The 20,526-nt window shown below is 61.2% G+C and carries 16 protein-coding genes; 9 read left to right on the top strand and 7 right to left on the bottom strand.

Features of this window, described 5'->3' with window-relative positions; all coding sequences use genetic code 11:
* From BKY27_RS18380 to BKY27_RS18360, 5 genes are all read right to left on the bottom strand, one after another.
* Positions 1–1,826: ParB/RepB/Spo0J family partition protein (locus BKY27_RS18380; RefSeq protein ID WP_071675922.1), on the bottom strand; the 1,826-nt coding region annotated here is incomplete at its 3' end.
* A 113-nt stretch (positions 1,827–1,939) separates the two neighbouring features.
* Positions 1,940–3,073 (bottom strand): helix-turn-helix domain-containing protein, encoded by a 1,134-nt coding sequence (locus BKY27_RS18375; RefSeq protein ID WP_071675921.1) that lies wholly within the window; start codon positions 3,071–3,073, stop codon positions 1,940–1,942.
* A gap of 203 nt (positions 3,074–3,276) precedes the next feature.
* Entirely contained in the window at positions 3,277–4,200 is a 924-nt protein-coding gene (locus BKY27_RS18370; protein ID WP_071675920.1) for a ParB/RepB/Spo0J family partition protein, read from the bottom strand.
* Entirely contained in the window at positions 4,190–5,335 is a 1,146-nt protein-coding gene (gene repA / locus BKY27_RS18365; protein WP_157729110.1) for a plasmid partitioning protein RepA, read from the bottom strand. The genes BKY27_RS18370 and repA overlap by 11 nt, the downstream gene beginning before the upstream one ends.
* 293 nt (positions 5,336–5,628) lie before the next feature.
* On the bottom strand, positions 5,629–6,513 hold the full coding sequence (locus BKY27_RS18360; RefSeq protein WP_071675918.1) for a recombinase family protein: 885 nt from the start codon (positions 6,511–6,513) through the stop codon (positions 5,629–5,631).
* A 226-nt stretch (positions 6,514–6,739) separates the two neighbouring features.
* Here BKY27_RS18360 and BKY27_RS18355 point away from each other — a divergent pair, with 226 nt between their 5' ends.
* Positions 6,740–7,807, top strand: a complete 1,068-nt coding sequence (locus BKY27_RS18355; protein WP_071675917.1) for a hypothetical protein — start codon at positions 6,740–6,742, stop codon at positions 7,805–7,807.
* Between the two features lie 178 nt (positions 7,808–7,985).
* On the opposite strand, the gene BKY27_RS18350 is transcribed toward BKY27_RS18355, so the two are convergent.
* Complete coding sequence (locus BKY27_RS18350) at positions 7,986–8,204, bottom strand: hypothetical protein (protein ID WP_071675916.1); 219 nt, start codon at positions 8,202–8,204, stop codon at positions 7,986–7,988.
* Between the two features lie 179 nt (positions 8,205–8,383).
* Positions 8,384–8,518, bottom strand: a complete 135-nt coding sequence (locus BKY27_RS20565) for a hypothetical protein (protein ID WP_267888903.1) — start codon at positions 8,516–8,518, stop codon at positions 8,384–8,386.
* Positions 8,519–9,128: 610 nt separating this feature from the next.
* Here BKY27_RS20565 and BKY27_RS18345 point away from each other — a divergent pair.
* The 8 genes from BKY27_RS18345 (at position 9,129) to BKY27_RS18310 (ending at position 20,062) form a co-directional block, all read left to right on the top strand.
* Positions 9,129–10,886, top strand: a complete 1,758-nt coding sequence (locus BKY27_RS18345) for a helix-turn-helix transcriptional regulator (RefSeq protein ID WP_158515002.1) — start codon at positions 9,129–9,131, stop codon at positions 10,884–10,886.
* A gap of 194 nt (positions 10,887–11,080) precedes the next feature.
* On the top strand, positions 11,081–12,109 hold the full coding sequence (locus BKY27_RS18340) for an ABC transporter permease (protein WP_071675914.1): 1,029 nt from the start codon (positions 11,081–11,083) through the stop codon (positions 12,107–12,109).
* Entirely contained in the window at positions 12,109–12,999 is an 891-nt protein-coding gene (locus BKY27_RS18335) for an ABC transporter permease (protein ID WP_084668035.1), read from the top strand. Before BKY27_RS18340 ends, BKY27_RS18335 begins: the two co-directional genes overlap by 1 nt.
* A gap of 2 nt (positions 13,000–13,001) precedes the next feature.
* A complete protein-coding gene (locus BKY27_RS18330) occupies positions 13,002–14,678 on the top strand; it encodes a dipeptide ABC transporter ATP-binding protein (RefSeq protein WP_071675913.1) in 1,677 nt (558 codons plus the stop codon).
* 18 nt (positions 14,679–14,696) lie between these two features.
* On the top strand, positions 14,697–16,253 hold the full coding sequence (locus BKY27_RS18325) for a hydantoinase/oxoprolinase N-terminal domain-containing protein (protein WP_071675912.1): 1,557 nt from the start codon (positions 14,697–14,699) through the stop codon (positions 16,251–16,253).
* Positions 16,246–17,358: a DUF917 domain-containing protein gene (locus tag BKY27_RS18320; protein ID WP_071675911.1), complete on the top strand. Its 1,113-nt coding sequence runs from the start codon at positions 16,246–16,248 to the stop codon at positions 17,356–17,358. Before BKY27_RS18325 ends, BKY27_RS18320 begins: the two co-directional genes overlap by 8 nt.
* Positions 17,355–18,470, top strand: coding sequence for a DUF917 domain-containing protein (locus BKY27_RS18315; RefSeq protein ID WP_071675910.1), 1,116 nt, complete (start codon positions 17,355–17,357; stop codon positions 18,468–18,470). Before BKY27_RS18320 ends, BKY27_RS18315 begins: the two co-directional genes overlap by 4 nt.
* A gap of 20 nt (positions 18,471–18,490) precedes the next feature.
* Positions 18,491–20,062, top strand: coding sequence for an ABC transporter substrate-binding protein (locus tag BKY27_RS18310; protein WP_071675909.1), 1,572 nt, complete (start codon positions 18,491–18,493; stop codon positions 20,060–20,062).
* Positions 20,063–20,526 lie beyond the last annotated feature (464 nt).

Here is a 20,526-nt window from a genome sequence, read left to right as displayed (position 1 = left end):
AGATCTGTGGCACGCGCCACGAGATCGGAATGCGCCATCCGCCGGGTCAGACCGCCAGCGGAAATGCCTGCCCCGTAAGGGTTCACCTTTTCATGCAGCGCGTTGACGCCGAAGCTGAGGCAATGCGCCAGCAAGGCCAAGCGACTGCCCTGATCGAGGACCGTCAGATAGTCCCAGAGCGCTGCATCGTCGCCAAGCGGCAGATCGGCTTCCCATTCCGCGTGACGCTCGTCGACCCGCTTGGCCACCACGCTGTCCTTCAGATCGGGCGCCTGCGCCGACATGTAGACCGGACGCACGGATGCCTCGAGACAGCAGCCCGAAGCAGAGGAGGTGCGGAAGGTGTCCGTGACGAGCTTCAGGAGCAGCAGCGTCAACGCCACGTCGGGCGAGCGCCCGATCGCTTCACGCAGCGCCAGCGTCCGGTGGGCCGTCAACTCCATGACCAACCGCTCGGGCAGCGGCTTCAGCGCGCCGTCGTCTTCCTCCTCAGAAAGGTCTGCGCCGATCGGCTGGCCTCCCGACATGATGACGGTTCCGGCATGAGCGGCACTGTCATAGCCATCAGTGAGATCACGATCATCCCCCTGCCCCGCCACCGCAGGATCAGCACCATCCTGGACCGCGGTCTCGTCAACGGGCTCATCCTCTGGACGCACATAGCCGCGATAGACTGCCAGAGCGCCGTAGCGGTCGAGCGTGACGAACGCCCCTGCCCGCCCGATCTCCTCCGCGTCGAAGATCAACGGCCGGGTCTCGATCTTTTCCATCTCCGTTTCCAACACGCCAAGCCGCGTGTCGATCTCGTCGGGGATTTCATCCTGTCCCGCGTATTCTTCCTCGAGCGCCCGATACTCGGCGAGCAGTTTGGCATGGGCCGCACCTTCGTCATCCGTCATGGGTGCCGGATCGCCGGACAAGGATCGCAGGCCGTGGCTGTAGCCGTAGGGCAGGTCGAGTGCGACCTCGATCCACTTCCAGCCCTCAACCGCAACCGTCTCAGCCTCGGCCTGGAGCTTGTCGGCCACCAGCCGATCGAGCAGAGCAGGGTCCTCGAGCCAACCACCGTCATCGCCCTGAAAGAGGTCATGCAGCATCGTGCCGCCCGCCGCTTCATACGCCTCAACACCCACAAAGACCGCACGCCGGTCGGACGCCCGGACCGAGGTTTCGGTCAGCATCCGCCGGATTTGGAATGGCTCCTTGTTCCAGGATGAATGGATCACATCCCAGACCTGAACCTGACGCGCGTGATCGGGGTTCACGGTGAAGGCCATGAGCTGCTCCAGTGTCATGCCATCCTCGGCATAGATCTCAAGCAGGGCAGGGGCGACGGAAGCAAGTTTCAGGCGCTGCTTCACGATCTGCGGCGTCACAAAGAAGGCGGCAGCAATCTCTGCGTCGCTCTGACCCTTGTCACGCAGGGACACAAACGCGCGGAACTGATCGAGCGGGTGCAGGGCGACGCGCTGCATGTTTTCTGCAAGGGAATCGTCCTCGGCCAGGATGTCGGACGCAGCATCGCGCACGATGCAGGGAATGGGCGTCGTTTTCGCCAACCGCTTCTGCTTCACCAGCAGGGACAATGCTTGGAACCGACGACCCCCGGCGGGAATTTCGAACTTGCCGGTCTCGGTGCCATCGTCAGCTAACACAGGCCGCACGCTCAGGCTCTGCAAGAGGCCGCGGCGGGCGATGTCGTCGGCCAGTTCCTCGACGGACACGCCAGCTTTGATGCGCCGCACGTTGGACTGGCTCAGCACCAGCTTGTCGAAAGGGATATCCCGCGAAGGGGACAGGGTGATTTTCTGGACAGCTTTCGTCATCAGATCTTCTCCACGACGGGCGCCGGAAGCCACTCTTCCGATCTCACTTCCCGTCACCCTCAAACCAACACTCCTTTCCCTCTCACGGTTGTTCTTGACCGCGGTCAAGAAGTTCATGTGGGAGCAAGTTGTGTGCGTAGGATCCTTTCGAAATAGGCGTTAGGGTGTTTGATCGTGTCTGCTCTTGCTATCAGGTAGTCGAAGACGAGAAGCAGTTTTCCCGCGCCAGCTTTCTGGATGCCATACCGAAGTTCGTCTTGGCTTATTCTAAGCAATCGACCGAGGTCGTATAGAATGCGGGTGAGGGCTTCTCCTGTACGCGGCGGTTCTGGGAAAAATCCCGCAACATGGGTGAAGTCTTCCCATGCCATGCGTGCTGGGTCTCGGTTCATCGTCGATTTGGTTTTTGTGGTTTGTTCACCGGGATTGTCCGTAGAGGGAGCAATCTTTTTAATATCTTTTTTTATAGACTCTATGTGCCGGACATTTTGTCCGTTTGTGGCGGGCAGATCGTTGGATTCTGGTGCATAAGGTTGGTGTTCGATAGCTTGTAAATTATCTTCGGAACTAGCTTTTGCTGCGGCATGGTGTTCACCGTAGCTTGCGTGGGTATCGGCTCCGAGGGCTCTAAGTTCCGAGATAACGCTCAGGACTGCATCAACGGTTAGTGTTGCTCGACGCAGGACATTTCTGATCATGTTGAGGGTAGAGAGCTTTGCTTCATCGAAGCGTGTCTGTTGGAGTAGCGAAGCACGTAGGGCCAACGCCTCAGCCTTCAGTGAGCGCAAGCGTTCGCGTTCTTCGGTGAGTTGCAAGGCTTGTGTCGCGAGCGAGCCGTACCTCTGTATCAAGGGTTTCAGGTCGATACCGAAGGCATCTCTGATAACGCCTCCATACCTCAGCGGAAAGCGTTTGCCATTTGCTGAGTTCTTGCGTTCGATCAGTTCAGCAGCTGAGAGGCGTCCCAGGCTGCGTCGAAGTGTTCTCTCATCGAGTCCATTGGCGCGCTCTGACAGAGAAGCGTTCGATGGGAACACGACAGTGAGCGTAAGTCGCTGGCTGTCCTGAATCTCAGGTTCTTTGCGGGGTAGGAAGCTAATGAGCGCGGTCAGAACGGCGAGGTCATTGGTTGTGAGACCGAGCTCCTTCCTCAGTACGCGAACTGGGCCCAGAAGCTCGTAGGGGTTAGGGCAGGGCAAAGATGTCCGTTCCGCCAGGGCGGTTGTTGTTTCAGTTGCATGTTTCATGGTGTTTCGGAAGAAAAAGCTTCCCCGTTCACCGCGAGCGGTGTTGAAATCGATTCGTTTTGGGGGTATCAATCAGGTGTCGAGACTGATTGAGGCCCTTCGGAAGCATCGCTTTCGGGGGGTCTTTCTTTTTCTAGCCGGTCCTCCTTTCGTTTTCTGCTCGTTGCTTTTGATGTCTTGACCGCGGTCAAGACACGGGGTCGTCACTTTGGCCCGTCTTGACCGCGGTCAAGAAGCTCCATGACCAGTTTCCGGACTGCCTCCTCAACACGAGGGACAAGATCAGCGTCCACATCGATGGTGATGCGGTTGCCCTTTCGGCCGATCTTCACGCGCTCACTGAGATGTGTCTTCTGCGTCGACGGTTTGGTGGCTGTCAGCAAGGTAACCGCCGCTTCGAGACGGTCGGGGCCCGGTACGTTGCGAGGGATTTTGCCGGCAACTTCTCGGGCTCTCGCGACGTCTTTCTCGCACAGCCTGAAAAGCTTTTCCCAAACCCGTCGACCAACGCCGTGTGCAGGTCCGATAGCCTGGATCAGTTCCATCGGAATGCCCGTAGCTATACGGTTCATCCGCGAGACGAGCGATTCATCGATCTGAAGTGCCCGATACGCGATCGTTTGAGCGTTCTTGCGCGTTTCGTCGGTTTTCCCAAGTTCTCGAATGATCCCGGCGACAAACAGAGCCCTTTCGATGAACGATGGGTCTTGACGCGCATTATTCTCCACGCCTTGGGCAATGAGAGCTTCCTCGTCGGTCATCTCCATGACCGTGGCGCGCACTTTCTGACCAAGTTGGCGACAAGCGAGAAGCCGACGGCGTCCATAGACGATCTCAAGCGCACCGTCCTGGGTTCGGCGAACCAGCACTGGAACCTTTTGACCGTGCTCGCGGATCGACGAGACAAGCTCATCCAGACCATCGCTTGGATCGATGCGGTCCATGACCGCGGACATCCGAATGGCGGTCGGGTCGATCAGCCGCGTGGCGTGTTTATCCTCTTCGAGCACGGATGCTTGTGCGCGAGCTACAGTCGGGCTCGTTCGCTTCACATCCAGATCCTCGTCCGAAGGCGGCGTTTTGCCCATCGCGTTCTTGAGTGAGTCCCCGAAGACCTTACGCGCCATGGCTACGCCCCCATGCTTTCAGGATTTCGCGTTCAACTTCGTCGGTCACGCGCGAGACGGACTCGATCGCGCGCTCGTAAGTTCTGCGATTCACGTCGCGAGGTTCGACCTCGAATATGCTCTGCTGGGTGTTCGCAGCATCACCCACGGCTGTTGATTTCAGAAACTCGGCAGACAGCACGGCATCCCCGAGGACTGTCCGAAGCAGAGATGAAATCTGCACCTGCGGACCATCCGTATTTTCGTAGCGGGTGATCAGAACTCGCACGAAGTTCAGTCCATGTTCCGGGGCATGTGCCTCGACGACGCCCATCAGGTTGCTCGCCATGCCCAGAAAGCTCGCCAGCGACATGACATCGAGCATCGACGCGTTGAGCGGGATCAGAACCCCAGTTGATGCAAAGAGTGCAGAGATCACAGAGAAGTTCAGCTGCGGTGGGGTGTCAAATATCACCACATCATATCGGTTGAGGACGGGCTCAAGCGCTTCCCGGATGCGGCTATGGAACGTGGTGGCGCCGTGCCTGAAGCTCAAGGCGACCTCGAACTCGTACTCCATGATGTCCATGGATGCTGGAATCAGATCCACAGTCGGGAAGTTCGTTTTGCGAATGATATCTGCTGCGGGCAATGGATCGTCGGATCGGATAAGATCGTATGAAGTCGGCATATCCGGATCGAGCTCGGGAGTAACCCCGAACAGGTTTGTCAGACTTGCCTGGCTGTCGAGGTCGATCAGCAAGACCCGGTAGCCGCGCAGACCCAGTAGTTGTCCTACGTGGGCAACAGATGACGTCTTTGCCGAACCACCCTTCAGGTTGAAGATCGTCAAGACCTGACAAGCCTCTCCCGGTCTTCTGTGCGGGTGTTCTTCTGGCTTGATCCTTCCAGTCTCGAGAAGTACGCGTTGTGCCTCGACCATCTCCTCTGCAGAGAAGCTACGGCGGTTGCCGCCCTCCAGAACACCTTCGGGGAAGCCTTCGAGGTTTGACACATGATGGCGGAAGGTGTTCTGATTAATGCGAAGAAGTTCAGCCGCTTCCCGCATGGCGAAGCGGCGGAGGCCCTTCTGAGCGTCCGGTGGGAAGGTTTCCTGCGCATGTTCACGCAACCGACTACCAAGCCGCTTGGACATGACTTCAAATCTCTGGGAGGCCCGTATCCCGTTCATCACTGCCCTCAAGTCTTTATTGTTTTGCAAAGCTTAACAGATATTGTGGATAAATCCAGACCAAACCGTTGAGCGGCCTGAGCGCGTTGAAGGCGCTGATTTCTGTCGACGGTAAACTGTTAAAAATCAGCGTCTTGGGCGACTGCGCTCTCACTCTACTTCAACACCTCGTTGCCAGGTACGAAGTGACCACAAGATGTATTGTGAGTGCGTACAGAAATCAGTCGGCAGAATCGGATGGACGATTCTCGGGGATCTCAGTCGAGCAACCCCAGCCTCTCGGCCCGCTCCAGCAGCATCTTCACCGAAGAAGGCTGCCAGCTTGTCCGCCCGCGGGGCGTGCGCTCGCGCATCGCTTCGAGCCGGGTGCAGATCGCTTGAAGCGTGATGTCAGGATCTACGCCCTTGATGCCAGCAATAATGGCGGGCAGGCGATCGTCCGTTTCGCGGCGCCCGGCGCGGGCCAGCACCTCGGTAGGCAGGAAGCCGTCGCGGACATAGGCATTCACAGCGCGCAGCAGGCGGCTTTGGGTCCAGCGACGCGCCTCGGGCAAGGGGCCGTTGATGATGCGCAGCACGTCCTCCCAAGCCAAGTCGGGTCGCAACCGGCGCACATGGGGCACCCAATCTTGTGCCGTCTCGTTCAAACGCTCCATGTAGCCGTCCTGTCGCGCCAGCCGCACTTTGCGAAGAGCAGCAGGGTCTTTGGCACGCAGCCCAGGGTTCCCGCCCACGCGGCCCTTTGTGCGCGCGCTGGCGAGGCCGGCCTTGGTGCGTTCCCGGATCAGGGCGCGCTCGAACTCAGCCGCAGCGCCCAAGACCTGCAGCGTGAACTTGCCTTGCGGTGATCCGGTGTCGATCGGGTCCTGAATAGAACGGAAGAACGCACCCTTGGCCTCGAGCCGCTCGATCACCTCCAGCAGATGCGACAACGACCGCGCCAGGCGGTCGATCCGCACGACGACGAGCGTGTCGCCCTTGCCGATGCGCTCCAACACCCGCGCAAGCACCGGCCGCGCACGATTGCCGCCCGAGGCTTGCTCCTCAAATATCTCGACGCAACCTGCAGTCTTCAGAGCCTCTGACTGGGGCAGGGGGGTCTGATCCTCGGTTGATACGCGGGCATAACCTATCAGGGGCATCAAAACAGGCCGTTTGCAGTTTCATATACCGCCAATAAACGACCGTTTGTAAACGAATGCAAGAGGGTATTCTCTCGTCGTGCTGGCGTACAATGCCCTGGTTTCCTTGCGCTGAGCGCGATCTGAGAGGTTCCACCGGCAGTCGCGCGCGCATACTAAATAGAGAGCGAAGGCAACCGCCACAAAATCACTTGGGTAATGTGCAAAAGAACAGTATTTTGCACCTATGAATACCCAAGCATCCATTTTTACTGATGATTTTAACGACCCCCTCATCACCATCGAGGAGGATGAAGAGGCTCGCGAAGAGGATCTCTGGTTTCTGCCGGGACCACTCGAAGAAGAACCAGATGATTTGCCTCCCGGACCACGGGCAGAACCGCCCGACACTGCTGTCATCGAAGACTGGGCAAAGGCAGAAAGCGTTCACGCTGCGCGACTGGCACGGGTCGCTGGACGCCTGGGTGCTCTGGATGACCGGCTGCTGCGCGGCCCGGAAGGCTGGCGACATCGCCTCGCTCTTATCGAGGCAGCGGACCTTAGCTGGTTCGCAGGGGATCGGGTGAGTTCTGATCGTCTGGCGCTCTGGATATCGATGCGGCTGTCAGGTGCACAGGATGACCCAAATGCACTGGCAAGAGTTGGATGGGCTGTTCGGCGCCTGACAGGCGGTCCTGGGCCGAAGGCTGACCTGGCCGCCTTCCTGGATCGCCGCGATCCCGAGAAAATTGAAGACAGCGCTGAGCGTTTCGAAGATCGCGCGGGCGGATGGTTGGACGTAATGGCCGCAGCAGCCGAGCTCCACCCAATCACGCGGGCTTGCATGGGCTTTCATCTCTGGAACCTGGCTGGCCTCGGACAACACGGCGACCAGATCGAAGCGGCCGTCACCGCGGCTAGGATCGCGGCAAGCCATGGAAGCGGTGCCATCTTTGCACCGCTCGCTTTGGGTGGAGCAGGGGGACTGCGGGCCTCTGGCTCCCCACCAGAGCGCCTTGCTCGCTGGCTAGATGGGATGAACAACGCGATCCTAGCAGCGATGCGAACACTTGACGATATTGAAAGGTGGAGGGGGCGGGGAGAGAACGCCATGGCACATTTGTCGGGCCGCACGCCGGTCGCCTTGAGAAAAGCCTTTTCCGAGTGGCCTTTGGTGTCCGCCCCAATGGCAGAGGCCATGACAGGTGCCAGTCGCGCCGCCATTCAACGCAATCTGGCGTGGATGGAAAAGTACGGTTTGATCCGCGAGGTGACAGGGCAGGGGCGGTATCGAATGTGGTGCGCAACGAACTGAATGGGATGCAAGGGCGCGAGGCGTCAGTTGTCAGGGGATAGGATCGCCTCGGCAACCTGTTTTTCAGAGCTTTGGTTGCCATCGACCAGTAGGACGAAGCGCATCTTACGCTATCCGTGCAGGTGCGGCGCCCTCGCGCCGTCGCGACTGCGCCGCCCAACACATGTCGCAGACGTCATCACCGTCCGAAAGCGTCCGGCCCCTGCGACAATGACCGCGCACCCTGGCCCCCCGCGATCAGGTCAGCGTCCGGCCAGTCATAGTTGCACCAACTCTGGCGGAATGTTTCGAGCGTATCGGGGTTGTCGTCGGTCTCGGCCACTTGGCGCACGAAGCTCAGTGGCGGGCAATTGGTGAAATGTGTGAGGATGTCATCGCCGTCGCGCCGCGTCTCCACCGAATATCCGGGCGTACCCGGGGCACTGAACGGGGAAACCAGCAGCGCGCGGATCGTCCAGCGCAGTCGCCGCCCCGGGTCTCGCGAGACCAGCCGTGCGGGCAGCGAACTCAGCCGTAGAATCCGGCGATAGACTTTCCATCTGAGATCGGCCGCGACGCGGCGCGCGGTCTCAGGCGTTAGTCCAGACGACGCAGGCTGCGGTCGGCTGCTGCGCTCAACACGGCCAGTTCAACCATCACGGTGTTGCCGAGACCGAGGGCTTTGTCGCAACAAGACCGCTGAAAACTGACCGCAACGATCCATTTGATCAACAACCTTTCGGATCGGAGGGCATCATGCGAGAATCGCATTGTTGACCCTAGCCCCATGGAAATCTCAGTGTCGGAAGAAGGACGTGATCGAGAGGCAGAGGCGGAAGGCGCCCATTTGGCGTTCGATAGCTTGGATATCGGCCCAAGACTTCTCCTATTGCACGCTTTTCCGGGAACTGGAAAGACTACCATACTGTCCCAGCTCGCATCGCAGCACGGGGTCCGAGTCAACCGCCAGATGGAGGGAGATCCTTTATCGCGAGCCAAGCTGGTTCTGGTCGACCTTCCTGCAGAAGAATTCATTTCAATCCCGCCCTCAGATGCACAGCACTGGATCATTGCAGCAACACCCGCTCAAATTCGCGATTTTTCACGCTGGGCCCTCTACGGTGAAGTCAAAGAGATCGGAAATGCAGATCTATTTCTGCCCGACGATGGCTCGGAAGCATGGCGGCGTTCATCTGGTTGGCCGGCACTTTACGGCCACTACTCTCGCTCGCCCGACGACGACGCCACCGTTCAGGCATTTTTGAAATCGACGGTGCTGCCCGGGCTTGCCTCGGATTTGCGGGCGCTTCTTCAGTCCGTGTCCAGCGCTCATCACGGAATCATGGACGTCAGGTTGACGGATGCGCAGCGCGCCGGGTTCGCTTGGCTGCAACCGCTTGTCGAGCGATCTCCGCATGGTTTCTGGCACCTGCCGGATACTCCGTTGTCGCAGCTGCTGCGCCAAACCATGGAGGATGAGGCGCAATTGTCAGAAACGGCCCGAATTCTATACCGTGGCGGAGAGCCGGATGCGGCCATTCGTGGCCTGTTGGCGGCGGGGCGTCGCAAATCAGCGGTGTCATTGTTGCAGAAGGGCGGAGGGGTGATGTTCGGTCACCGATACGGCCCCCAGGCGGCGCGCGCGGTTCTCGACGCGTTTGGCGAAGACAATGACCCATCGGTGCTGGCGCTGAAAGCGATGACGGTCATGAAGGCCGGACAGGTCGGACATGCAAAGCGGCTGCTCGATGCGGCCATGAGTGATCCCGCGATTGCGCGGAATGTCGAACTGCGGATCGCGCGATTGCTTCTGCAGGTCTATAACAACAGCGCGGCGGTCCGGACGGGATCTCAGTCGGAATACGGGGCGTTGCTGGCTGAAATTCCGCCCGAAAACAGCATTTTGCGAGGGTCGGTTTACAACATCGCGCTCGATCACCAGATCGAAATGGGCATGACCGGCGAGGCCGAGGCGACGGCGACGCGTGCCTTGCTGCACTATCGTGAGGCAGAGGCGCCCTACCTCGCGTTTTACATCCATGTCCACCTGTCCCTGATGCATCTCATGCAGGGGGCGATCGCCAAGGCCGAACCTTACCTCGACCGAGCGGCCGAGGAATTGGCGGCGACACCATTCGATACGCCGCAGGATGATCGGTTTCTCGAACTGCTGTGGGCACAGGTGGCTTACGAGCGGGGCGAGCCCAAGGCCATGGCGGATTTCGCCGAAACCGCCTTCGAGGGCTTCGTGTATGGCGAACTCTGGCCAACCATAGCCGAGCAGGCGCTGGCGTTCGGGGCGGAGGCTCTGTTGCAGATGCGGGGTGTTGAATCGGCAATGTCCTATCTCGAAGGGTGGCGCGTGCAGATGTGGCGGACGCGCCGCTTTCGGCTCGCCGTCGAGCGGCGCGAAATCATGCTGCTGCAAACCGTGCGGCGCTGGCATGAAGCGCGGACCAAGCTCGAGTCGATGGCCACGCGGATCGGGCGGGTCTGGATCGACAGTGCGGGAGAGAACCTCGTTGATCTGCGCGACGCCGAAGATATCATGCAGGCGCTCATCTGGTTGCGGCAGCACCTTTTCGAAAGGCCGCGGGATCAGATTCTCGCGGACCGTTTGTCCTTTCTGGCGGCCAACCCGAACCTGACATGGCGGCAAAGCCAGATCGTGAAGATCTGGCAAGCCGTCTCGGCGCGCAGGCGCGGGCAGGTCGGGGATGCGCGCCACCTTCTGGCGGATGCGCTTGAACATTGCACGGCGCGACAGTGCCTCGCGCCGATATTGGAGGAGCGCCCGCTGGTGATCGGGCTTCTCGACGATCCCCGGATGGCGGGTGGCCCCATGCGCCATGTGAAGCCGCCGCGCCAGCTGCGCACCGGTGTTGTCGGCCAAGCGCCCACAGGAGGCCTGTCGCGGCAGGAATTGCGGGCGCTGCTGTTGCTGGTCGAAGGGTGTTCGAACAAGGAAATCGCGCACCAGATGAGCGTCAGCCTTCCGACCGTCAAGTTTCACCTGAAAAACCTGTTCCGAAAGCTCGACGTCTCGGATCGGCGCAGCGCGGCCATGGCAGCGCGGCATGCGGGAATCGTCGAGACCTGACGGTCACCTGTTAGCTTCTCTGAAGACCCGTCCTTTCTTTTCCCGGCAAGCAACCGGGCGAGAATGGGTGTGTTCAGCATCTATATCTAAAAAACCTATCCTAATATCTAAAAAACCTATCCCACTCCTTTCTGGATTTATTTCCGGCGGTTCGCGAAGCTCTGGTATCGGCCCCAAACGGAGCGTTGCACCTCATGCATTCGACCTTTCTTGAATTCCTTTTGCGAAGAATCGTCGGCTTCGCCGCAGTGCTTCTGGTGCTGTCGCTGATGATCTTTCTTCTGGCCCGCGTTGTTCCCGGTGACCCCGCCCGCATGGCGATGGGGCCCGCAGCAAGCGAAGAGCAGGTTCAGGATCTGCGCGAAGAGATGGGCCTCGAAGACCCGTTGCCGACTCAGTACATCCGCTTCCTGTCTGGCGCGGTGCATGGCGATTTCGGCACTTCCCTGATTTCCGGCCGCCCCGTGACGGACGAGATCATGCGGGTTCTGCCGGCAACTTTGGAACTCGTGCTTGTCACCCTGCTTCTCATGGTCGTGGTCGGTCTGCCCCTGGGCATGATGGCCGCCCGGCACAGGAACGGATGGGTCGATACGGTCTTGCGGCTTTTGTCGATGGTCGGGGTCACGATGCCCGCTTTCCTCGTAGCGATCCTGCTACAGCTCTTCGCGGCTTACTACCTGTCCGATTGGCCGCTTCTTGGGCGCATTGACCGCGATCTGACTGTGCCGGACGGCCCGACCGGTCTGCTGATCATCGACGGGTTGCTGTCCGGGCAATTCGCGGTCGTTCTGAGTGCGCTGCAGCATCTGGCGTTCCCCGCGTTGGCCTTGGCGCTCTCGGGGATCGGGCAGATCATGCGGATCACCCGCTCGGCCATGATCGAGAACCTCCGCCGCGATCACGTGCAGACCCTGCGCAGCTTCGGCGTGCCGGATCGGGTGGTGACCTTCCGCTACCTTCTCAAGCTCTCGTCCGTTGCGCCCCTCACGATCCTCGGGCTGGAATTCGCGTCGCTCATTGGCAACGCCTTCGTGGTAGAGATGGTCTTCGTCTGGGGCGGCTTCGCCTCGCACGGGCTGGAATCGATCATGCAGAACGACCTTAACGCCGTGATGGCGGTGGTGATGGTCTCCGGCATGTTCTTCGTGCTCGCCAATCTTGTCATCGACATTGCCATCGGCGCGCTCGACCCGCGCCTTCGCTTGAAGGAGGGCCGCTGATGTCCGCCACTTCCGTTTCCATTCCCGAGCCTGACGCCCCGGTCATCCTGTCAGCCCGGCGCATGGCCTGGCTTCGGTTCCGCGCCAACCCGGTGGCCCTGATCGGTGCCTTCATGGTCATCACTGTCTTGCTCTGTGCAGCATTCGCGCCGTGGATCGCGCCTTATCCGGATCATGCGGGCAACGTGATCGACTTTGCCAATCGCCACGCCGCGCCATCCTCCGAACATTGGGCCGGGGCCGACAAGGTGGGCCGCGATATTCTGAGCCGGGTGATCTTCGGCTTCCGTGTTTCGCTGCTGCTGGTGGTCGGTGTCCTAGGGGTTGCCGTTCCGGTCGGCGCGGCCCTAGGCCTCTGTGCAGGGTATTTCGGCGGCCGGACAGAGTTCCTGATCACCGGCTTTACCAACGTGATGCTGGCCATTCCGCCGCTGATCATGGCGTTGGCCGTCGGCAGTGTGCTGAGCCCGACGCTCATCAACGCGATGATCGCCATCGCCATGCTGTGGTGGACGTGGCACGCGCGGCTGGTTTACCGGGTCGCCAAATCCGTCGCGGCTGAGGATTTCGTGGAAGCCGCACGGCTGGCCGGGGCAACTCATTGGCACATCCTGACCAAGGAAATTCTGCCCAATTGCATCGCCGTGATCTCGGTCAAGACGACACTCGACGCGGCCTTCGTGATCCTTTTCGGCGCAACGCTGTCCTTTCTTGGCCTCGGTGTTCGCCCGCCCACCCCGGACCTTGGGTCGATGGTCGCCGACGGGCGTCAGTTCCTGCCCGAAATGTGGTGGGGCGTGCTGACCCCGGCGCTCGGGATTTTCTACGCAACCCTCGGCTTCAACCTGCTGGGTGACGGCCTGCGCGACATGTTTGACGTGGAGGTCTGAGAATGGCGCTTCTTGAGATCAATGACCTGAACGTCTCGTTTTCGTCCTACAGCCAGCGCACCCAGGTTCTGCGTGATGTGTCGCTGAAAATCGAACAAGGCCAGCGCGTGGCCCTGATCGGGGAGACAGGCTCGGGCAAATCCGTGACGTCCAAGACGATCCTCAACACCCTGCCCGGAAATGCCAATGTCGAGAGCGGCCAGGTGTCGTGGCGCGGAGAGGATCTGCTGAGCAAATCCGATGGCGAGCGCGAGCGCCTGAAGGGGATCGAGATGTCGGTCGTCATGCAGGACCCGCTGTCGTCCTTCAATCCGGTCTTCACCATCGGACGGCATCTGGAAGACGTGCTCTACTGGGCCGACCGCCGCGCAGGCAAACGGCGCAGCCGGGCCGATCGTGTGACCCATATTCATGATGTCTTGCGCAAGGTGCAGCTTGGCGACCCCGAGCGGGTGATGGCCTCGTATCCGGCGCAGCTGTCGGGCGGGATGCGGCAGCGGGTGCTGATTGCGCTTGCCCTGATGAACCGCCCCGCGATGTTGATCGCGGATGAGCCGGGAACGGCGCTGGATGTGACCACGCAGGACGAAATCCTGCGGCTCATCAACGACCTGGTCACGGAAGTGGGCCTGTCCCTCCTGATGATCACGCATAACCTCGGCGTGGTGCGGATGACGGCCGATTACGTCTACGTCATGCGCAAGGGCGTGATCGTCGAGCACGGGCCGCTGGAGCAAATCTTCGACAACCCGCGAACCGACTATACCCGCGAACTGATCAACGCGATCCCGCCGCTCTACGGCGCATCGGTCAAGGATCAGCCGGTCTCGTCCGAGGCCCCGCTGGTCAAGCTGGAAGGCGTGAGCAAGACCTTCACGCGTCGCCATCTCCTCGGGGCGAGCGATCACACCCATGCGGTGCGTGACGTGTCGATCGACATTCCGCGGGGTGAGATTTTCGGGCTGGCCGGTGAAAGCGGCTCCGGGAAAACCACCGTGGCCCGCATGGTCATGGGCATGATGGGGGCCACCTCGGGCAAGATCACCGTCGATGGCATGGACCTGAGCGCCCAGAAAGACGGGCGGATCGACCGCAAGCTGGCCCAGATCGTTTACCAGAACCCGGGCACGTCGCTGAATCCCAAGCGCACTGTCGCGCAAACGCTGGACGTGCCGCTGCGCTTTGCCGGGCTCGATGCGACCGACCGGGCAAAACGCACCGACGAGTTGCTGGAGCTGGTCAACATGCCCCGCCATTTCGCGGCCCGTTATCCGCATGAACTGTCTGGGGGGCAAAAACAACGGATTGCCATCGCGCGGGCGCTGGCCGCCGATCCCAAGCTGATCGTGCTGGATGAACCGACGTCGGCACTCGACGTGTCGGTGCAGAAGCGGGTCATCGCATTGCTGGAAGAGCTCCGGTCCGACCTTGGGCTGACCTTCCTATTCATCAGTCACGACCTCTCGCTCATGCGCAATTTCTGCTCGCATATCGCGATCATGCTGCGTGGCGAACTGGTCGAGCAGGGGACACCGGCGCAGGTTTTCGCCGATCCCAAACACCCCTACACGCGCGCGCTGATCGCTGCCGTTCCGGTCATCTCGACCGAGGAAGAGGCCGCGAAGCCGATCGTTACACAAGCCGAAAAACAGAAGTTCCTCGTGTCCTCTGCGGCATGACCTGGAAGGAGAAAACGCATGGTTTTGAGATTGGGAATTGATGTCGGGGGCACGAACACCGACGCCGTCATTCTGGACGGGCGCAAGGTGCTGGCCGGCGTGAAATGCACCACGACGGAAGACGTCATGAGCGGCATTTCCGAAGCGTTGGAGGCGGTGCTGGAGAAAGCCGGTGTCGAACGCGCCAACGTCGACGTTGCGATGATCGGCACGACGCATTTCACCAACGCCGTGATCGAGCGCCGCGCGCTTGACCCGGTGGCGGCGATCCGGCTTGGCTTGCCTGCAACGGCCTGCCTGCCGCCGATGGTGGATTGGCCCGAGGATCTGGCCGAGGTCGTCGGCGACCATCGCTACATGCTGCATGGCGGCTACGAGTTCGACGGCCGCGAGATTGCCGAACTGGACCGCGACGGCCTGCGCCGTATCGCTGACGAGATCGTCGCCAAGGGTATCCGCACCGCTGCCATTTCCTCGGTCTTCTCTCCGATCAACCGCGAGATGGAAGAAGAGGCGCGGGACATTCTGCAAGCGGCTGTGCCGGGTTTGTCGGTCGTGCTGTCGAGCGAGATCGGCCGGATCGGCCTGCTGGAACGCGAAAGCGCTGCGATCATGAACGCAAGCCTGCTGTCGCTTGCCGACAAGACCATCACAGCGTTTGGCGATGCGCTGAAAGGCGCGGGCCTGACCTGCCCGTTCTACGTCACCCAGAATGACGGAACGCTGATGGCCGCCCACATGGTGCGGCGGTTCCCGGTGCTGACCTTTGCGTCCGGCCCCACGAATTCCATGCGCGGGGCAGCGTTCCTGACCGGCGTGAAGGATGCGATCGTGATCGACATTGGCGGCACCACCACCGATGTGGGGTCGCTGCAAAAGGGCTTTCCCCGGCAGGCATCGACCGTGGTCGACGTGGGTGGCGTGCGAACCAACTTCCGAATGCCCGACGTTTTCGCCATCGGTCTCGGCGGCGGCACGATTATCTCGGGCGAGAAGGATGACCTCACCATCGGGCCGAAATCCGTGGGCTACCGGTTGGGGTCCGAGGCCCGCGTGTTCGGCGGCGGGACCCTGACCTGCACCGATATTGCGGTTGCAGCGGGAGAAGCCGAGATCGGCGACCCATCCAAGGTTGCGGATATGGACCCGGATTTCGTGGCGGCGGTGAGGGCCCGCATCGGAGAAATGCTGGAGGACGCTGTTGAACGCAGCCGTGTCAGCCCCGAGCCGCTGCCGGTCATCGCCGTGGGTGGCGGGTCGATCCTGGCCCCCGACCGTATTGGCGACCTGGAGGTTCTGCGCCCTGAAAACTTCGCCGTGGCCAATGCCGTTGGCGCGGCTATCGCCCAGATCTCGGGCGAGGTGGAACGTATTTTCTCGCTCGCCAGCCAGTCCCGCGAGGATTGCCTTGCTCAGGCAGACTCCGAAGCCCGTGCAACGGCCATCAATGCCGGGGCCGTGGCCGAAACGCTCGACGTGATCGAGCGCGAAGACGTGCCGCTGGCCTACCTGCCGGGCAATGCAACCCGCATCCACGTCAAAGTGGTCGGCGACATGGAGGGGCTCGATGCTTGATCTGTCCAAAGGAACCGTCAGCCTGACCGAACAGGATCTTGAAGCGCTGGAGATCGGCTCGGGGATTCTCGGGACCGGCGGGGGTGGCAACCCCTATATCGGCAAGCTGCGCGCCCGCGAGGTCCTGCGTGCAGGGTATGAATTGCGCGTGCAGCCGCTTGAGACGCTCGACGACCAGGCGCAGGTGATCCCGCTCGGTGGCATCGGTGCGCCCCTCGTCTCGTTTGAACGGATCAAGGAAGGGCGCGAGGGCCTGCGGTGCCTGCGCGCGCTGGAACAGCGCCTTGGCATCACCGCCGACGCCGTGGCCTGCGAGGAAATCGGTGGTCAGAACTCGATGGAACCGCTGGTGACGGCGGCGCTTGCCGGGCTGCCGGTCGTGGACGGTGACGGCATGGGCCGCGCCTTTCCGGAAATGCAGATGACGACCTATGCCATCTACGGCCACCGCACGACACCGTCGGTGATGTGCGACCCGCATGGCAACATTGTCATCTTCGATCATGCGATCACCGAGAAATGGCACGAGACCATGGCCCGCGCCTGCGTCGTCGCGCAGGGCGGGGCGTCGGTTCTGGCCGCCGCGCCCATGTCCGGCGCGTTCATGAAGCGCTATTCGATCCCGCACACCTACACCCAGGCCATCGGCCTCGGTTATGCCGTGCTGGAGGCGCGCCGCGACCATGAAGACCCGATCAAGGCGATTTGCGACCGCGAAGGCGGGCGGCAGGTTTTCGCGGGCAAGATCACCGACCTGAAGCGCCACTTCAAAGGCGGTTTCAACGTTGGGGTTGCCCAGATCGAAGGGCTGGAGGGCTGGCGCGACTCGGAAGCAGAGATCGTGATCCAGAACGAATTCCTGATCTTCAGCCGCGATGGTGAGGTCGAAGTTTGTGTGCCCGACTTGGTCGTGGTGCTCGATCTCGACAGCGGGCTGCCGCTGACGACCGAGGTGCTGCGCTACGGTCAGCGGGTCGCGGTTCTGGCGTTGCCCTGCCATCCGCTGCTGCGCACCAGCGATGCGCTCGATGTTGTTGGCCCGAGTTGCTTCGGCCACCCCGAGGTGACCTTCCGTCCGCTCCCGGCGAAGGAGGCCGCGCCATGAGCTTTCACATCGGACCGGAAGATATGGAGGAGATCGCCCTCGGCGGCGCTTTCCTTGGAACCGGAGGTGGCGGCGATCCCTATATCGGGCGGCTGATGGCGCAGTCGATGATGCGCAAGAACGGCACGGATGTGGAGGTCGTCGCTCCCGCGGATGTGCCGGACGATGCGCTGTGTGTCCCTGTCTGCATGATGGGCGCGCCCACGGTGATGGTCGAAAAGCTGCCCAACGGTGACGAAGCCCTGTCGGCACTTGGCGCGCTGGAGGACTATCTCGGACGGAAGGCCGACTACCTGATCTGCATCGAAGCGGGCGGTCTGAATTCCACCATTCCTTTCGCTGTGGCAGCCCATACCGGGCTGCCACTGATCGACGGCGACGGGATGGGCCGCGCCTTCCCGGAACTGCAAATGGTCAGCCTCACCCTGCACGACATCGCCGCCACGCCGATGGTGATCGCTGACGACAAGGGCAACAACGGGGTGCTGAACGCCATCTCGAACCTCTGGACCGAACGGATGGCCCGCTCGGTCACCGTCGAAATGGGTGGCGCCGCGCTCGTTGCGCTCTACCCGATGTCCGGCGCCCAGATGAAGGCGGGACTCCTGCGCGGAACGCTGAGCCTCGTGCGCGATGTTGGCAGGACCATTCAGTCCGAGCGCAAGGCAAACCGACACCCCGGTGACGCGCTGATCTCGCGCTGCGGCGGCGTGGCCCTGTGCACCGCGCGGGTGGTTGATATCGAGCGGCGCACCATCGGGGGGTTCGCCCGCGGAAAGGCACGGCTGCGTGGCCTCGACGCCGATCAGGGGCGGGAGTTCCTGCTGTCCTTCCAAAACGAGTTTCTGTGCCTGGAAGACGCGGACGGAACGCCCCTGGCGCTGACACCCGACCTTATCTGCGCGCTCGACGCCGATGGCGGCCTGCCGGTCACCACTGAGTCCCTGCGCTTCGGCCTTGGCCTTCGCCTGATCGGATTGCCCGCCGATCCGCAATGGCGCAGCCCCGAGGGGCTCAAGCTCGCCGGACCAGGCTACTTTGGATACCCACACGCCTTCCAACCCCTTGAAACCCTTGCTGAATCACCAGCTCGGGAACCTGTCTTCACTTGATCCAACAGGAGACCAGACCAATGAAAAAACTGCTGAATGCAACCGCGATGGCCGCAGCCATTGCCCTGACGCTGCCCGGTGCAGCGACCGCACAGGAAGACGATGTGCGCATCACCGTGAATGTGGTGCAGATCTTCGGCACGATCGACCCGTCCAAGATCACGGACTACACCGAGTACATGGCCGCCGTGAACCTCTATGACGCCATGACGACGGTTGACGCCGATGGTGCCGTGGTGCCGCAACTGGCGGACAGCTGGGAGATTTCGGACGACAACCTGACCTACACCTTCCACCTGAACCCGAATGCGACCTTTACCGATGGCAGCCCGGTCGAGGCCTCGGATGTCGTCTATTCCATGCGGCGTCTGCTGACCCTGAACGAAGGCCCGGCCTACCTGTTTACCGACGTGGTGTCGGAAGACAGCATCGTCGCCGTCGATGGCCATACCGTGCAGATCACCCTGTCCGAAGTCTATTCTCCGTTCCTGGCCATCACGCCGCTTCTGTTCGTGATCAACGAAGGGGCGGTTGAAACCACCGATGACGATCCGTGGGGCGAGGATTTCCTGTCGGAAACCTCGGTCGGAGCCGGCCCCTACACGCTGGCCGACTGGTCGCGCGGGTCGCAGATGACCCTTGAGCGCTACGATGGTTATCACGCCGGGTGGCCGAGCGAACGCCCGATTGATGAAGTCCGCTTCGTGATCACCCGTGACGAGGCGACCGTTCGTTCGCTGGCCCGCCGGGGCGAGCTGGGCCTGTCTTCGCAGTATCAGGCGACCGAGACCTACGAGGGGATCGCAGCGCAGGACGACTACCGCCTGATCGAAGCGGAAACCGCGACGGGCTTCTACTTCAAGGTCAATAACCAGATCGCGCCGACCGATGACATCCATATCCGCCGCGCGATTGCCCTCGCGACGGATTACGACACCATCCGCAACGTGCTCTATCCCGGTGCGCCGATGACCGGTCCGCTGGCCAGCACCTTTACCGCCGCCGTGCCTGCGGATGCCGAGGCGCCGGTCTTCGACCTGGAAGCGGCCCGCGCAGAGGTGGAACAGTCGCCTTACTACACCGGCGAGCCGATCCCTCTGACCCATGGCTATGTCGCCAACACGCCGTTTGAAGAGGAAATCGCCCTGCTGATGGCATCGAACCTCTCCCAGATCGGCTTCGACGTGACGATCCAGCCTGACCCGTGGAACCGGATTACCGAACTGGCCACGTCGCCGGAGACGACTCCGCATTTCAGCCAGATTTTCTACGGGCCGACTTATCCGTCGCCGGATTCCGTGTTCTATGTTCAGTATCACTCGGATTCGGCAGGGACCTGGTCGTCGATGGATTGGGTGATGGACCCCGAGATCGACGCGCTGATCGACCAGTCGCGCCTTGAAACCGATCCGGACGCACAGAATGCGCTCTACCAAGAAATCTTCACCACGCTGAACGAGGATCAACGGACCATTCCGCTGCTGGCATCACAACAGCGCCATGTGATCCATGAGTGCCTTGAGGGCTTTGCCTATGTTCCGATGCAGAGCGTGGCGTTCGATTTTTCCCGCTACCACTGGACCTGCGAATAAGGCTAAGCGAGGTCTCAAGGCCCCACTGAACATGAACGCCTGCCGTATCACGGCAGGCTTTTTCCAAAAGCCGCAGGAAGGCTTTGCCTACCTGGCTGGCGTCATCGACCTCTTCTCGCGCCGCGTGGTCGGCTGGTTCATGCAGAGCCGACAGACGACTGACGTTGTGTTGCAGGCTCCGGTCGGGCTACGCCCTCCCTTCGACACACACCCGCCGCAACGTCTCATCCTGATTGTCGCTGAGTCTCATCCAGTTTGTCGCGCCGCACCCCCTCTACGCATGGATCGACGACGCGATCGACACCAACCTGGCTGTCAATCGGCGCCCAACTTTGACCCCCTATAGGCGTCCAAAAATGACCCCCCTGTTGCACGGGTAGCGGGCCCCCCAAGTTCGACAGCAAATCGACTAAGTGATTGATATTGTTATGGCAGGATTCGCCATTGTGTGACTACCGAGATGT

Source organism: Nioella nitratireducens (genome assembly GCF_001879715.1).
Classification (GTDB): Bacteria; Pseudomonadota; Alphaproteobacteria; order Rhodobacterales; family Rhodobacteraceae; genus Nioella; species Nioella nitratireducens.
The sequence above is the reverse complement of the archived record's forward strand: the minus strand, read 5'-3'. Positions and strand labels throughout refer to the sequence as shown.